This is a genomic window from Shimazuella sp. NTD250 (genome assembly GCF_059510375.1).
In genome coordinates, this window is sequence record NZ_JCAJZS010000003.1 from 55,823 (window position 1) to 71,261 (window position 15,439).

Below are 15,439 nucleotides of genomic sequence, written 5' to 3' on the forward strand. Positions count from 1 at the left end.
TTGAAAAAATATATTTGTAAATCCCCATAAAACGTATAGTTCTAGCAATTTGAGGATATAAAAAGGATAGAGATATACTATTGTTCGGTTTTTAAGCATAGGATAAAACAGTCAAAAATATTGCTTAGAATAGGAGGTTTGAATATGGCTGTAAAGCGTCAAGATGCTTGGTCATCTGAAGATGATATGGTATTAGCTGAAGTAACCTTGCGACATATTCGTGATGGCGGTACACAATTATCTGCATTTGAAGAAGTAGCAGAGCGATTGGGAAGAACTCCAGCAGCTTGTGGTTTTCGTTGGAATAGTTCTGTTCGTAAAAATTATGATTCAGCAATACAAGTAGCGAAGACAGAACGTCAACGACGTGGGCAAGAAAGGGTACGTTATACAACTCCTATAACTCTTAGTAGTGTTCGGGTAGATAATACTCCAACATTGGAATCATATGAGGATGAATATTCACTAGATCATGTTATCCGATTTTTACGTCAGCATAAAAATGAAGTAGGGGAATTAAAGAAACAACAAAAACAACTGGAACAAGAGTTATATGAAAGAGAAGATGAGCTAAGGCGTTTGGAACAGGAAAATAAAGTGATGAAAGAACAATTGAATGAGGTAGAGTCAGATTACCAGTTGGTAAATGAAGATTATCGCACATTGGTGCAAATTATGGATAGAGCGAGGAAATTAGCTGCAAGAAACGAAGATTTAGAAAAAGAACCGAAATAACTTTATGTACTGCTGACAAACCGAGTCGGCAGTTTTTTATTTTAAAAGAATCGACGCTGCCCGAGGAAATTTGATACGATAGAGGGGAAATATATTTTGTCCAAACTGAATATTTTTTAGAAATGATTGGCAAATGGAAAGGGGTTTTTTAAGATGGCAAAAGTAGAAGCGACGATCGTAGGGATTGTTTCGAAGATACTGGTTTCCATCGGTGAAGAAATCCAAAAAGGCCAAGAAGTGATTGTATTAGAGTCCATGAAAATGTTAATTCCAGTAGAAAGTGCTGTCTCCGGAAAAGTTACAGCGGTCCATGTGAAAGAAAGCGATTTTGTCAATGAAGGAGAAGTATTAATTGAACTGGAAGAATTGGCATGAATGTGAAGATAGTAGAGGTAGGGCCTAGAGATGGATTGCAAAATGAAACTAAACTGCTATCAACTGACTTGAAATTCGAATTGATTAACAGGCTTATCGCTGCCAATCTCACAAATATAGAAGTAACTTCATTTGTCCATCCCAGATGGATTCCCCAATTAGCAGATGCAGATCAATTGGTACCAAAACTAACCACCAATAAAAAGATCAGCTATCGAGCTTTAGTTCCTAATCTCAGAGGAATGGAGCGCGTAAAGATCCCGCCTTTGACAGAAATAGCTGTTTTTGTATCAGCAAGCGAGACGCACAATCTCAAAAATGTAAACGCTACCACAAAGTCTGCTGTCGATCAAATCGCACAAATTGTACAAAAAGCTAAAATATATGCATTGCCTGTAAGAGGCTATATATCTTGTGTTTTTGGATGTCCTTATGAAGGAGAGGTTCCTTTATCAGTTGTAGAAAACTTATGTTCTTCTTTGTTAGATTTAGGGGTGTACGAAATTTCCCTTGGAGATACGATCGGTATTGCAGTTCCAAAACAAGTGAAGCAAGTACTCCAATCACTGCAACCTTCTTTTTCTGGTAAGTTAGCCATGCATTTTCATGATACGAGAGGACTTGCATTGGTCAATACTTATGTGGCGTTAGAAAATGGTGTTACAACCTTCGATAGTTCAATAGGAGGAATAGGAGGATGTCCTTATGCACCAGGGGCATCTGGAAATGTGGCAACAGAGGAAGTAATAACCTTATTACATGGTTTAGGGATCGAAACCGGAATTGATTTAAATATTCTGTGTGAAACAGCCCATTGGTTACAAAGTGTTCTAGGAAAAGAGCTTCCTTCAAAAGTATTACAGCAGTATCTTGGCAAAGGTGGGAATGAAGGATGACTTGGATCAAGAGGGAACAATGTGGATTTATCACGATACTTCAACTTCAACGTCCAGAAGTACATCATGCACTTAACCGACCATTATTGCGACAACTAAGTCAATATCTAGACGAAATCGAGAAAGAGAAAACGAGGGTAGTGATCATCACAAGTACAGGAGAAAAAGCTTTTTGTGCAGGAGCAGATTTAAAAGAACGTCAGACAATGAGCGAAGATGAGGTAAGGAAGTATCTCACTTTGATTCGCCAAACCTTTTTTCAAATTGAATCTCTCTACTGTCCTGTCATTGCTGCAATTGAGGGGGTAGCATTCGGGGGTGGAATGGAATTAGCCCTTGCTTGTGATTTTCGAATTGCTGCCCAAAATGCAGTATTTGCCTTACCTGAAACTTCACTAGGAATTATTCCTGGAGCAGGTGGGACACAACGTCTAAGTAGGATAGCTGGTATAACTGCTGCAAAAGAGCTCATCTATACTGCTAAACGGATATCTGCGGAAACAGCATACAAGCTGGGAATTATCGGAAAAGTGACTATGTCAGGAGAAGCTTTGAATGAGGCATTTCATATGGCTGAGGAGATTGCCCAAAATGCACCATTGGCTGTTTGGCAAGCGAAATTGGCGATTGAGGAAGGTTATCTCCTAGAAATAGGTTTAGCGATGGAAAAAGAAGCTTATGCCTATGAGCATCTGATCCCTACAAAAGATCGTCTAGAAGGATTATCAGCATTTCAAGAGAAGAGAAAGCCGCGGTTTCGAGGAGAGTGATAGAAATGAGTGAACTTACTGACAAAAACGAGCGACTACAAAATGGAGGTCATCCTAAATATCATCAGAAATTGGCTGAACAAGATAAATTGTTTGCTCGAGAACGCTTGGCACGGTTATTGGATGAAAATTCTTTTGTCGAGGATGGATTGTTAGCTAATTCAATGGAGGAAGGATTGCCTGCTGATGGGGTGATCACCGGGATAGGAAAAATAAAAGGCACTACGGTTTGTGTGATGGCTAATGACTCAACAGTAAAGGCCGGTTCTTGGGGGAAAAGAACAGTTGAAAAAATCATTCGTATCCAAGAAACAGCAGAAAAATTAAACACTCCTCTTTTTTATTTGGTTGATTCTGCTGGAGCACGCATAACAGATCAACTCGAGATGTTTCCTGGGAGACGTGGAGCCGGAAAAATATTTTATAATCAAGTCAAGTTATCAGGTGTAATCCCACAGATTTGCCTCTTATTTGGCCCATCAGCTGCTGGAGGGGCTTATATTCCAGCTTTTTGTGATGTTGTTATTATGGTAGACAAAAACGCCAGTATGTATCTAGGCTCCCCAAGAATGGCTGAGATGGTAATTGGACAGCAGGTTTCTTTGGAACAGATGGGAGGAGCACGAATGCATTGCTCCGTCAGTGGTTGTGGAGATTTTTTAGCAAAAAATGAAGATGATGCCATTTTGATTGCGAAAACCTACTTTTCTTATTTGCAAAAACCAGTACAAGTCGATTATTGTACCAGTCCCATTGCTGATAAGATTAGTGAGCTTATTCCACACGAACAAAATGTTCCATTTGATATGAAAGAAGTAATAGATGCATTGGTCGATAAGGATTCGATGTTGGAACTCAAAGAACTTTTTGCCCAAGAATTAATTACGATGTTTGCACGTCTTGAGGGAAAGTCGATCGGGATCATTGCCAACCAATCAAAAACAAAAGGAGGCGTTTTATTTGGAGATTCTGCTGATAAAGCAGCACGATTTATTACATTGTGTGATGCGTATCAGATACCATTACTCTTTTTAGTGGATGTACCCGGATTTATGATTGGTACACAAGTAGAGAGAGCAGGTATTATTCGTCATGGAGCCAAAATGATCGCAGCTATGGCAGAAGCAACTGTTCCTAAAATATCGGTGATCGTTCGGAAAGCATACGGAGCTGGTTTATATGCGATGGCAGGCCCAGCGTTCGAACCAGATTGTTGTATTGCACTGCCAACTGCTCAAATTGCGGTGATGGGTCCAGAAGCAGCAGTGAATGCTGTATATCATAATCAGATTCAAGCTTTAGATCCAGAAGATCGAGATTCTTTTATTCAAATGAAAAGAAAGGCGTATCAGGAAGATATTCATATCTATCGGCTAGCTAGTGAATTGATTGTGGATGTCATGGTGGACCCTGAAGATTTGCGTAATGAGTTAGCAAAAAGGTATGATCTATATAGTGAAAAACAAATGAATTTCAGTAGACGAAAACATCCTATTTATCCGGTGTGAGTTCAAATGAAAATTGGTATAATTGGAGGAGGGTCACTTGGACTTTTATGGGCTGCTCGTTTAAATGAGTATGCAGACGTGACCCTGATTTGTAAATCTGAGCAACAAGCTGAAATGATCAGGCGAGATGGTGTAATTCTAACCACTCTAAATGATCAAGAAATCAAATATTGGGTTACAGCAGAATGGATTGATCAATTCAATCATTCTGCTGGTTTTGATGTGCTGTTTCTGATGACCAAACAGCCAGCATTAAATCGAGTACTTTCTATTATCCCATCTTTTATCCATGAACAAACGCATATAGTAGCATGGCAAAATGGTTTGGGGCATGTTGAAAAATTACGAGCCTGCTCCTATTCAAATTGCTATGCGGTTGTAACAACCGAAGGTGCGAGAAAAATATCAGTAAATCATGTCCATCATACAGGGAATGGCTATGTTCGATTAGGGAGTGTAAATCAGAATCAAACAGAAACAATGGATCCACTTTTTCTTTCTCTCATGCAAACTATAGGGATAGAGTGGGTTGAGGATATTGAAAAAAATATGTGGCGAAAATTTGCAATAAATGTAGTGATCAACCCTTTGACTGCTCTTTTGGAAGTACCAAATGGAAAATTGATGGAGTTAGAGATACAGACGATTATCAAACAACTAATTAAAGAATTATGTTTAGTAGCAGATGAAAAAGGTTTTTACCTTAATCAAACAGAGATTTATCATCAAGTGAGCGAAGTTTGCTTTATGACGTCAAAGAACTTATCTTCGATGCTTCAAGATATTCGAAATAAACGACAGACAGAAATCGATTCTCTCAATGGAATAGTAGTTTCGTATGCTGACCAACTTCGTTTAGCTGTTCCTACTCATGTTGCTTTGACTGAGTTGATAAAAGCAAAAAGTATGTTGTTTTAAGCATGTGGTATACTTTACTTATGATAAGTAAGTAGCATCTGGAAGAAGGGCTGGCGGAAATTGAAAATAGAAAAGTTTTTGATTCCTAATGAAAAACTCCAACAAAAAACATTGTTTTACCATTATGATCCAACCCAAGACGAAAGCTACTTTGAGCGTTATCGCTATGTAACCAATCAAAAATACAAACGAGACCAGTTGGTAGAAGTTCTTCGGAATTATCATCATCCTGAATTAGTGCATCCAGCTGTCGAAATAAATCTAGATCGATTGTCATCACCTGATAGTGTTGTTGTTATCGGGGGCCAACAAGCAGGAATATTAACAGGACCGTTATATACGATTTATAAAGTAATCACGATTATTCAATTAGCAAAACGAGAAGAAGAACGACTACAAAAACCTGTAATACCTGTTTTTTGGATTGCAGGAGAAGATCATGATCGACAAGAAGTAGACCATGTTTTTATGCCAGAAGGAACAGGTATGGTGAAACATTCCTTCCCTTTGCAAGATACGAAAAAAGCATCTGTGTCGACTATTACAATCGAACCACATATCGTTCATCAATGGTTAGATGAACTACATCAAGCAATTGCGGACCGCCCATATAAAGCAGATTGGGTGACTCTTTGTGAGCAATTAACACAAGAACCTATCACATGGACTAGATTTTTTGCCAAAATCCTTCACTACTTATTTGCAGAATATGGTTTACTGTTAATTGATTCACATGATACGCTGCTGCGGGAACTAGAGGTAGATTACTTCCGCAAAATGATCGAAAAGAACGCTATGCTGGGCGATGCGGTGAATCGAGGGATTCAAAAATGGGAAGAAGGAGGGAGTCCGTCCCCTCTACAATTGGAAGATAACCAAGCCCATTTATTTATTGAAGAAAACGGACAAAGGGTTGCACTTTATCGAGAAGGAAATCAATTTACAAGTCGTAATCATTTTTTTCAGTATAAAATAGAGGATCTACATGAAAAACATAACAGATTCAGTAACAACGTAGTAACTCGGCCACTGATGCAGGAGATGGTATTTCCAGTTCTCGCATTTGTTGGAGGAGCAACAGAAATAGATTACTGGGGTTGTTTAAAAGAAGCTTTTTCTGTATTCGGTTTGCAGATGCCCATTGTTTATCCTAGACAAAATGTTACAATTGTAGAGCGTTCGATTGAAAAATATCGAGAAAATTGGGGAGTAGATTGGGAAACTTTATTTACAGGCAAAGGACAATCCTTGATAGAGTTATGGAAACAGACTAATCAACCACCTAATGTAGAGCAGCAATTTGCGGAATTATCCCATCGATTAGAAGAGCTATACACACCATTTCTTCAAGAACTTACCCAGACGGTAGGCGGTAATATGGAGCAAATGGGAGAGAGTACAGCAAAAAAATTACAAAATCATGTGAGTTGGTTGAAACAAAAAGCACATCGTGTAATTGATACGCAATTAGAAGTAACACTTCGGCAACAGAGGCAGGTTGTAAATGCGATTTATCCACTGGAGGGATTTCAAGAAAGGAGTTATAACCTTGTTTATTTTTGGAATAACTATGGATTAGATTGGCTCCATATGTTATGTAAACAAGAGTTACCCGAATGGAATACTCACCAAGTGCTATTTCTATAGGTAGAAAAAAACAAGGAGTGAAACGTCAAATGAATGCTCTAACAGACAGTGTAATAAAAGATATCTCTTTAGCTCCAAGTGGGAGACAGAAGATCAATTGGGCAAAAGATCATATGCCTGTTTTAAATAGAATCAGAGAACGGGTAATCTTAGAAAAACCGCTTACAGGAAAACGAGTAGCTATTTCCCTTCATTTAGAAGCAAAGACAGCTTGCATGGCAGAATTGATTCGGGATGCTGGTGCTGAAGTTGTCATTACCGGAAGCAACCCTCTCTCTACTCAAGATGACATTTGTGCCGCTTTGGTTTCAGAAGGAGTAACGGTATTTGCCCGTTATAATCCAACACCAGAAGAGTATAAGTCTCATTTTATTATGACACTGGAAACAAAACCTGATCTTATCATCGATGATGGCGCAGATTTAGTGACTATTTTACATAGTGAACGTCCAGATTTACTAGAACAAGTACAAGGTGGATGTGAAGAGACTACTACAGGAATTAAACGCTTATTGTCATTAGAAAAATCAGGGCAATTAAAGTTTCCAATGATTGCAGTAAACGATGCATTTTCTAAATCGCTATTTGATAACCGCTATGGCACTGGTCAATCTGTTTGGGATGGAATCAATCGTACCACCAACCTAGTGGTTGCAGGGAAGACTGTAGTAGTAATTGGTTATGGATGGTGTGGAAAAGGTGTCGCAATGCGTGCAAAAGGGCTGGGTGCTCGTGTAATTGTCGTGGAAGTGGATGCCATCAAAGCTACAGAAGCTCATATGGAAGGTTTTACTGTTTTACCAATGGTGGAAGCAGCAAAGCAAGGTGATTTCTTTGTCACCGTTACGGGTAACAGGGCGGTTATTAGCCGGAATCATTACGAAGTGATGAAAGATGGAGCAATTTTAGCAAATGCTGGTCATTTTGACATCGAAATCGATATAGTAGCACTTGAAGAAATGTCTGTAAAAGAAGAAGTAGTGAGGAAAGATATCACCCAATATCTGTTAGCAGATGGACGCAAAATCAATTTACTAGCCGAAGGGCGTTTAGTAAACCTTGCAGCAGGTGATGGTCATCCAGCTGAAATAATGGATATGACCTTTGCGCTGCAAGTGTCAAGCCTTCTTTATTTGAATCAATCCAATGAAAAAATTGGAGCGCATGTGATTGATGTTCCTTATGAAATTGATGAACAAGTATCACGTCATTTCTTGGAATCATTAGGAATTCAGATTGATGAATTAACTCCAGAACAAACAGAATATCTCAATAGCTGGGAAGTTTAATCATATTTTCCAAAATAAGATAATTTTGTTCAAATCCTGTACACAAGTGCAGGATTTTTTGTATGGATTGTGGTATACTTACCATTGTGGAGGAAAGTGGAGGGAAGTGGAGAGCTATGGTTCCACTTATTCATTCAACTGAGAGTAAGAGGTGAGGGATAAGCAGAAAAAACTCATAAAACTGGTCATTTTATGAGTAGATCAGGAGGGTCACATTGGCATGTTTATGGGGGAGTTTCATCACAGTGTGGATGATAAGGGAAGAATGATTGTCCCAGCAAAATTTCGAGAAAATCTCGGCTCCTCTTTTGTCCTAACTAGGGGACTGGATCAATGTATTTTTGCTTACCCTCGAGAAGAATGGACACAACTAGAACAGAAATTAAAAGCCCTTCCCTTTACCAAAGCAGATGCACGTGCCTTTACCCGGTTTTTCTTTTCGGGCGCTTGTGAAGTTGATTTGGACAAGCAAGGCAGAATTGTATTACCATCAAACTTGCGAACCTTTGCCAATCTCACAAAAGAATGTGTCGTCCTTGGAGTTTCTTCCAGGGTTGAGATTTGGGATCGATCGATTTGGGAAAGCTACTATGCAAAATCGGAAGAGTCGTTCAATGAAATTGCAGAAAGTATTGTCGACTTTGACTTGTAAAAGGATGATCAAGCATTGTTTCAACACATCACAGTATTGTTAAATGAATCCGTAGATGCACTGAACATTAAATCAGATGGTGTATATGTAGATTGCACCCTAGGCGGCGCAGGCCATAGTAGCTTGATCGTAAAAAGATTGGGACCAAATGGCACACTCATTGGTTTGGATCAAGATAATCGAGCACTAGAAGCAGCAAAACAAAAATTAAGCCAAGCTTCCTGCAAAGTGATTTTACATAAGGCTAATTTTCAATATGTACAAGAAGTAGTAAAGTCATATGGTATCGACCAAGTAGATGGTGTGTTATTCGATCTAGGTGTTTCCTCTCCTCAGTTGGATGAAGGGGAGAGAGGATTTAGCTATCATGAAGATGCACCACTGGATATGCGTATGGATCAAGAACAAGAGTTAACTGCTTATCAAGTGGTCAATGAATATTCCGAAGAAGAACTTAGTCGTATTTTATTTCAGTATGGTGAGGAGAAATTTTCTAGGAGAATTTCCCGTCATATTGTGCAACATCGGATACACAAACCGATTGAAAGAACGATTGAGTTAGCGGAAATTATCAAAGAAGCAATACCAGCAGCAACAAGGAGAAAAGGACCTCATCCAGCACGAAGGTCATTTCAAGCTATACGTATTGCAGTGAACAACGAACTTGGAGTGTTTGAGGACGCTTTGCAACAAGTGGTACCTCTACTTCGAACAGGTGGGAAAGTAGCGGTGATTTCCTTCCATTCTTTGGAAGATAGAATTTGCAAACATTTTTTTCAAGAACAAGCGGTTGGTTGTATCTGTCCCAAACATTTTCCTGTTTGCGTTTGTGGTCATGAACCAGTTCTCACCATCATAACAAGAAAACCCATCGTTCCTACGAATGATGAAATAGAAATTAATGCTCGTGCTAGGTCAGCAAAGTTACGAGTAGCAGAGAAATTATAGGGGCCAAAAAAAGAATTCAAATAAATGAAAAGATAGATGAAAAAGTCAAAAGAAGAAATTGGGTCAATGGAAGACAAAAAGAGAGAATAGAAGAGATGGTAAAACGGTCATGAAGTATACAGTGGTGTTAGATAAAAGAAGGATCATTGCAGCAAAAAGAAAAATAGACGAACATGGGTCGATTGGTCTAACTGGTCGAAGGGTTGATATTCAAATGAATCCCACGACTTTAGCCTTGTGGAGTTTCAAAAAATACATCATTCGAGAGTTGTGTAAAGGATTTGAGCGAAGAGTAGAGGGGGATCATTGTGCGTAAAAAACAAGGGAATACCTCGTTAGCCTATCAATTACCAGTATCTACACCTAAGACTCGCACTCAACCAAGATCAAGAAGAGTAATCAAAGGTCTTCCAGCCAGTGAGAAAGTTCTATATTTAGTAAGTACACTTATATGTATTATGGCTGCTATCTTTGTATTGACTCGATATGCTGAATTAACGCAACTAGATGTATCTATCCAACAAACGGAGTCGAGAATCAACAAAGTGAAAGAATTGAATACCCAGCTAGACTCTGAAAAAATGAAAAGAAGTAGTTTAGAATATATTCGTCAGTTTGCGGAGCAAAACGGCTTGCAAATCATTCCCTCTATTCACCCTTAGATAGGCGTACAATTTGTCAAAATAGAATGGTGGCACTGGTATGCAGCAATCGGAGAAGAAAAATAAAGTTCGTTCCGTCATGATTGGATTCACACTTATGGTGCTACTAAGCTGTGTATTAATACGATTATTGTGGATTCAAACGTTTGATTCAAAAGAATTATTAGCAATGGCAGAGAAGCGGTGGGAAAATTCTAACTCCATCTTGCATGCTAAGCGTGGTTCCATCTATGATCGAACCAAGCAAGAAGCTTATACATGGGAAGTACCGGGTTATTATTTTGTTGCTGATCCAAGTCAGATTAAGGATGTTTCTCAAACAGCGAAAATATTATCTCCACTATTGGAAATACCGGTTAGGGTGTTAGAAGAGAAGCTATCCCTTAAAAAAAAGGCTGTTGAAATCAAGTATGAAGGGAAAGGGAAATATTCCCCTTCTATATACAGCAAAATTTTTGCTTTGAAGAAAAAAGGTAAAATTGCTGGTATATATGGATATCCCACAGAAATGAGAGAGTATAATAGTTCAGAGTTAGCGCATGTATTAGGCTTTTTAAATAGCAATGGTGATGCTGTTGGTGGTGTAGAGCAAGTCTATGATAAATGGCTTCGTGGTGTTGATGGAACAATTAAATATCATAAAGCCAAAAATGGAATGATGATTTCAGATGGACCAGAGACTTTTAAACCGCCTGTAAATGGAAAAGATTTAATCTTAACAATTGATGCTAAAATACAACATGAAACAGAAGTAGCAATGAACGAAGCAATGAAAAAATATCAGGCAAAAGGTGCTACTGCAATTGTAGCAGATCCTAAAACAGGCGAAATATTGTCGATGGTAAGCAGGCCAACATTTGATCCCCAAAATATAGCAAAGACTTTTGATCCAGCTAAAAACGGACATAATATTGCCGTTGAAAGTCAATATGAACCAGGTTCTACTTTTAAAATTGTTACACTAGCTGCAAGCATAAATGAAAAGTTATTTAAGCCTAATGCAACGTTTGCTTCTGGTTCTATTAAAGTTGGAGATCGAACTTTTCACGACTCCAATCGCAGTGGTTGGGGAACCATTACATATCAACGTGCTGTAGAATTATCAAGTAATGTAGGATTTATCCATCTAGGTCAACAACTTGGAGCAGAAAAACTGTCTGATTATATCCGCCGTTTTGGATTTGGTAGTATCACTGAAAAGTTTGGAAAAAGAACAGGGATTGACTTACCTGCTGAAGGTAAAGGATATTACTATAATCGCGCCTTGTATCCCGTAGAGTTAGCTGCTAGTTCATTTGGACAAGGTATCTCTGTTACTCCTATTCAACAAATAGCGGCGATCTCTGCTATTGCTAATAATGGTTATTGGATCAAGCCCCATGTATTAAAAGAAATAGTGGACCCACGAACCAAGAAAGAAGTGTATCAATATCCTATCACGAAGCGTCAAATTATAGAACCACAAACAGCGACAAAAGTAAGGCAAATTTTACGTGGAGTAGTTCAAAATGGAACAGCAAAAGCTGCTAATTTGTCTAATTATGAAGTTGCAGGTAAAACAGGAACAGCACAGATTCCTGATCCAAAAGGGGGATATATTCCAAATGAATATATTGTATCCTTTATCGGATTTGCTCCCTCTAGCCATCCAGATGTGGTAATATATGTGGCTTTTGATAGGCCGACTACGAATTTTTCCAGCATGTCAGGCGGAGCAATTGCAGCACCTGTTGCCAGTGAAATTTTAGAAAAAATATTACCGATACGCCATGTAGCAAGTGAAGAAAACTAAGGGATGTGTCTTGGTTTTCAATCATAGACAAACGCATAGCCACATCATGTAGATAAGATAAAATTTATATATGTTGATCCCCAAAAAAGACTCTCAATGATAGAGTCTTTTTTTCGATTGTCTACGTCTTCCCCCTCTTACAAAACACCTAATACTGATCAATGGAATAGAGATTGCAGTTGCAAGTAAGATACCTACAAACACGTTTCTCAACTCCTTTCTGCTGTCTGACTCAAATTTGCATCTGGTGTATAAAGTTTACCTGATGCAAAATTGTTTTTTATACATGTATGTTGGCTAGTGGAAAAATGTTATGGTGTTGGGACTATTTTTAAAAAAAATAGCATTTGCATTCCCAGTTATTTTTAAAAGTTACTTTTCGTTAAGGATTGTTATTACTCTCGTAGGACTCCCAATATAATATACAAATGTTATGAAATACATGTTTTTTAGAATAATAAAGAATAATAATTAAAAGGTGTTAAAAAATGGGAGATGCAAGGCGTATCGACTACTTTTTAGTTTACGATGATAATGGGGTAGAAAAAGAGTACAGAGTAAGGTATGTGGATTGTCTTCCAGTATCGGAGATACGATTTATCTAAAGGATACTCAACTGGAATATCAAGTAACAAAAGTAGTACATGAAATAAGTAAATATAGTGATTTCGTAGGGGCTAACATAGTCGTTTATAAGGTTTACGTGAGTGAAAAGGCATAACCAATTGTTGAAATTAGGGGAAATATATATTATTTTGCTTCTATATCCTTTTTGTTTCGTTCATTTCGATATCCGTAATAAATAAAAAAGATTCACTAAATATAAAGGTGAGTTTTTTTGATTTTTGCTGGATAAATAGGGTTCAGTACGAACACATTCGAATATGGAGTTTAGTGAGTAGAATGTTGATAGTGGTAACCTGTAAGAACCGAAGGCAAAAGGAAATAAATTTCTCTCGCATTTTATCTAAAATAAATCATATAATTAAGCTTAGATTCGATCCTTTTCTAATAGATATGATGAGAGGTAATACTTAAAAAGAGTGAAGTTTTTTATGTTAAAAGTAAATATATTTTTTATGATATAAATAGAGTTGAATACTGTTTTTTATTTTCAACATGGAATGTTCAACCTTTAGGGTTGAAAGCGAGTATAAAGTGTATTACATTGGTTTTTGGGATTTAAAATGTGGAAATATCTGCGAAGTGCGATAGAAGAGAAAAACAAAAATACTCGTAGAGACTTTAATATGAGGGAGGAGCGAGTTTTTTGGAAATTGTCAAATCCTTTGCCAAAAAGTTTTATCGAGGCTTACTGTTTATTGTTTTGCTTGCTATTTTAATGCTTTGTACGATCTTATTTATTACCTTTTTAGCTGATCCTTCAAGAATGATTGAAACGATTAAAGGTACTTTTGGAATAACATAAGATAATAATGAATAGCTAGTAGCAGTTATCGAGAAAGTTGTATATAATATTAGCTACAAGTGAGGATAGGGAAGAGTAAGCATCCCCTTTTATATAGAGAAGAGAACCCTTGGCTGTGAGGTTTTCGATAAAAGACTGCTGAATGTCGCCCTTGAACTGTCTTTCTGAAAAAAGTAGGAAAGACCGGATGACGTCCGTTATCGTGATGAGTGCACAAACTTTTTATTAGGTTTGTGAACAAAGGTGGCACCGCGAAACCAGTCTTTTCGTCCTTTGAGATGAAAAGGCTTTTTTATTTATATAAGGAGTGACGAATTTATGTCTTATGAACTAAAGTCTATTGGATCGAAATGAAAGTTTATAAAGAAAAACGTGCATAATTAGAAGCGTGAAATGCCGATTTACAAGCGTAATCCATGAGAGGTAGGATTGCTCTCCTACCTCTTTATATTGACGAATAATCTTCTACCATGCAAAATGAACAACGAGAAGTTTTCTAAGGAGGAAGCCAAAGGTATGTTGCAAACAGCAAACGATGTCTGGAATTGGTTGTCAGTTCACACTCCTGCAAAAATACATCCAGGGTTAGAGCGAATGGAACATGTATTAGAAGAATTGGGTCATCCAGAAAGACGTTTAAAGGTGATCCATATTGCAGGAACCAATGGAAAAGGTTCTGTAGCAGCGATGCTATCGAGTGTATTACAAGAGGCAGGCTATTCGGTAGGACTTTTCACCTCTCCAGAACTTACGCATTGGAGTGAACGTATTCAACTAAACGGAGAAGGGATTCCTGAGCAGGAATTGATTCGCTGGACGGAACGACTTCGTCCTATTGTAGAAGAGATGGAAGAGCCTCCAACAGAGTTTGAATATTGGACATTGATTGCACTATGTTATTTCGCATATGAAGCAACCCCTTGGTTTACCATCATGGAAACTGGTCTAGGAGGGCGATTGGATTCTACCAATGTAGTTTATCCATTAGTGAGTATCATTACGGAGATTGATCGTGATCATATGGAGTTTCTAGGTTCTACCATCGAGGAGATCGCTTCAGAAAAAGCGGGGATTATCAAGTCTGGTGTACCCGTAGTGACCAGTACGAAAGGTGAAGAAGGATTAGCAGTTTTGGAAAAAGTGGCTAACGAAAGACATAGTAAATGTTATGCATTAGACAAAGACTTTGAAGTTCAAGCTATTTCACATGATGAAAAAGGGCAATCATTCCATTTTACCAGCAAAATGTTAGAAGCAAAATTTGGCATCCAGCTAAAAGGGGAACATCAACTCGCGAATGCAGGAGCAGCTATCATGGCGATTTCCATCTTGCGTAGTCAGTATGCGACCATTGTAGAAACAAGTCATTTGGAAAAAGGACTGGCAAAAGCAACGTGGCCGGGACGTATGGAGGAAGTTGGTAAGCATCCAATCGTTTTACTGGATGGAGCACATAATGCATCTGGGGTAAGGGCTTTAGTGGATACCCTGCGAAATCAATATACATATGAAAAGTTATTTGTTGTCTTTGCCATGATGAAAGAAAAAGAAACAGAAATGATACAGCCACTTCTCCCGCTCGCCTATCATATTGTAACTACAGAAGTATCAAATCAAAAGCGTAGTCGGACAGCAAAAAATTTGATGGATATCATTTTAGCTCAAAATTCGAATCAGTCTGTAGAAGCTATCGCATCTGCCAAACAGGCGCTACAAACCGTCCAAGCGAAAGCAGGACCAAATGACATGATTGTGGTTGCAGGTTCACTATATTTGATCGCCCAAATTAGACCAATATTTATGTAGACATAAGAGAGG

15 protein-coding genes and 1 other annotated feature are annotated in these 15,439 nt (G+C 38.1%); all 15 genes read left to right on the plus strand.

Going from position 1 to position 15,439, the window contains the following annotated elements:
- The first annotated feature begins 144 nt into the window (after positions 1-144).
- Complete coding sequence (locus AC5WOF_RS08345) at positions 145-735, plus strand: RsfA family transcriptional regulator (protein ID WP_496049504.1); 591 nt, start codon at positions 145-147, stop codon at positions 733-735.
- Between the two features lie 153 nt (positions 736-888).
- Positions 889-1,110: a biotin/lipoyl-containing protein gene (locus AC5WOF_RS08350; RefSeq protein WP_496049505.1), complete on the plus strand. Its 222-nt coding sequence runs from the start codon at positions 889-891 to the stop codon at positions 1,108-1,110.
- The gene (locus AC5WOF_RS08355; RefSeq protein ID WP_496049506.1) at positions 1,107-2,006 is read left to right on the plus strand and encodes a hydroxymethylglutaryl-CoA lyase; all 900 of its coding nucleotides are present in this window, start codon (positions 1,107-1,109) and stop codon (positions 2,004-2,006) included. The genes AC5WOF_RS08350 and AC5WOF_RS08355 overlap by 4 nt, the downstream gene beginning before the upstream one ends.
- Positions 2,003-2,776: an enoyl-CoA hydratase-related protein gene (locus AC5WOF_RS08360; RefSeq protein WP_496049507.1), complete on the plus strand. Its 774-nt coding sequence runs from the start codon at positions 2,003-2,005 to the stop codon at positions 2,774-2,776. Before AC5WOF_RS08355 ends, AC5WOF_RS08360 begins: the two co-directional genes overlap by 4 nt.
- 5 nt (positions 2,777-2,781) lie before the next feature.
- Positions 2,782-4,284 (plus strand): acyl-CoA carboxylase subunit beta, encoded by a 1,503-nt coding sequence (locus AC5WOF_RS08365; RefSeq protein ID WP_496049508.1) that lies wholly within the window; start codon positions 2,782-2,784, stop codon positions 4,282-4,284.
- A 6-nt stretch (positions 4,285-4,290) separates the two neighbouring features.
- Positions 4,291-5,202, plus strand: coding sequence for a ketopantoate reductase family protein (locus AC5WOF_RS08370; protein ID WP_496049509.1), 912 nt, complete (start codon positions 4,291-4,293; stop codon positions 5,200-5,202).
- A gap of 60 nt (positions 5,203-5,262) precedes the next feature.
- Positions 5,263-6,849, plus strand: a complete 1,587-nt coding sequence (bshC, locus tag AC5WOF_RS08375) for a bacillithiol biosynthesis cysteine-adding enzyme BshC (RefSeq protein WP_496049510.1) — start codon at positions 5,263-5,265, stop codon at positions 6,847-6,849.
- 29 nt (positions 6,850-6,878) lie between these two features.
- Positions 6,879-8,138 carry an adenosylhomocysteinase gene (locus AC5WOF_RS08380; protein WP_496049952.1) on the plus strand — a complete coding sequence of 420 codons (1,260 nt, stop codon included), beginning with the start codon at positions 6,879-6,881 and terminating at the stop codon, positions 8,136-8,138.
- A 220-nt stretch (positions 8,139-8,358) separates the two neighbouring features.
- Positions 8,359-8,790 (plus strand): division/cell wall cluster transcriptional repressor MraZ, encoded by a 432-nt coding sequence (gene mraZ / locus AC5WOF_RS08385; RefSeq protein ID WP_496049511.1) that lies wholly within the window; start codon positions 8,359-8,361, stop codon positions 8,788-8,790.
- Positions 8,791-8,805: 15 nt separating this feature from the next.
- Positions 8,806-9,738, plus strand: coding sequence for a 16S rRNA (cytosine(1402)-N(4))-methyltransferase RsmH (gene rsmH, locus AC5WOF_RS08390; protein WP_496049512.1), 933 nt, complete (start codon positions 8,806-8,808; stop codon positions 9,736-9,738).
- 109 nt (positions 9,739-9,847) lie between these two features.
- On the plus strand, positions 9,848-10,054 hold the full coding sequence (locus tag AC5WOF_RS08395) for a hypothetical protein (protein ID WP_496049513.1): 207 nt from the start codon (positions 9,848-9,850) through the stop codon (positions 10,052-10,054).
- The gene (locus AC5WOF_RS08400; protein WP_496049514.1) at positions 10,047-10,400 is read left to right on the plus strand and encodes a hypothetical protein; all 354 of its coding nucleotides are present in this window, start codon (positions 10,047-10,049) and stop codon (positions 10,398-10,400) included. The genes AC5WOF_RS08395 and AC5WOF_RS08400 overlap by 8 nt, the downstream gene beginning before the upstream one ends.
- Before the next feature lie 40 nt (positions 10,401-10,440).
- Positions 10,441-12,192: a peptidoglycan D,D-transpeptidase FtsI family protein gene (locus AC5WOF_RS08405; protein WP_496049515.1), complete on the plus strand. Its 1,752-nt coding sequence runs from the start codon at positions 10,441-10,443 to the stop codon at positions 12,190-12,192.
- Between the two features lie 1,270 nt (positions 12,193-13,462).
- A complete protein-coding gene (locus AC5WOF_RS08410) occupies positions 13,463-13,621 on the plus strand; it encodes a hypothetical protein (RefSeq protein ID WP_496049516.1) in 159 nt (52 codons plus the stop codon).
- A 53-nt stretch (positions 13,622-13,674) separates the two neighbouring features.
- Positions 13,675-13,898: a binding site (T-box leader), on the plus strand.
- Between the two features lie 239 nt (positions 13,899-14,137).
- A complete protein-coding gene (locus AC5WOF_RS08415) occupies positions 14,138-15,427 on the plus strand; it encodes a bifunctional folylpolyglutamate synthase/dihydrofolate synthase (protein ID WP_496049517.1) in 1,290 nt (429 codons plus the stop codon).
- Positions 15,428-15,439: the final 12 nt, after the last annotated feature.

Coding starts and splice junctions, on each gene's coding strand:
- AC5WOF_RS08345 (WP_496049504.1), top strand. CDS start 145: ATGGCTGTAAAGCGTCAAGATGCTTGGTCATCTGAAGATGATATGGTA.
- AC5WOF_RS08350 (WP_496049505.1), top strand. CDS start 889: ATGGCAAAAGTAGAAGCGACGATCGTAGGGATTGTTTCGAAGATACTG.
- AC5WOF_RS08355 (WP_496049506.1), top strand. CDS start 1,107: ATGAATGTGAAGATAGTAGAGGTAGGGCCTAGAGATGGATTGCAAAAT.
- AC5WOF_RS08360 (WP_496049507.1), top strand. CDS start 2,003: ATGACTTGGATCAAGAGGGAACAATGTGGATTTATCACGATACTTCAA.
- AC5WOF_RS08365 (WP_496049508.1), top strand. CDS start 2,782: ATGAGTGAACTTACTGACAAAAACGAGCGACTACAAAATGGAGGTCAT.
- AC5WOF_RS08370 (WP_496049509.1), top strand. CDS start 4,291: ATGAAAATTGGTATAATTGGAGGAGGGTCACTTGGACTTTTATGGGCT.
- AC5WOF_RS08380 (WP_496049952.1), top strand. CDS start 6,879: ATGAATGCTCTAACAGACAGTGTAATAAAAGATATCTCTTTAGCTCCA.
- mraZ (WP_496049511.1), top strand. CDS start 8,359: ATGTTTATGGGGGAGTTTCATCACAGTGTGGATGATAAGGGAAGAATG.
- AC5WOF_RS08395 (WP_496049513.1), top strand. CDS start 9,848: ATGAAGTATACAGTGGTGTTAGATAAAAGAAGGATCATTGCAGCAAAA.
- AC5WOF_RS08405 (WP_496049515.1), top strand. CDS start 10,441: ATGCAGCAATCGGAGAAGAAAAATAAAGTTCGTTCCGTCATGATTGGA.
- AC5WOF_RS08415 (WP_496049517.1), top strand. CDS start 14,138: ATGTTGCAAACAGCAAACGATGTCTGGAATTGGTTGTCAGTTCACACT.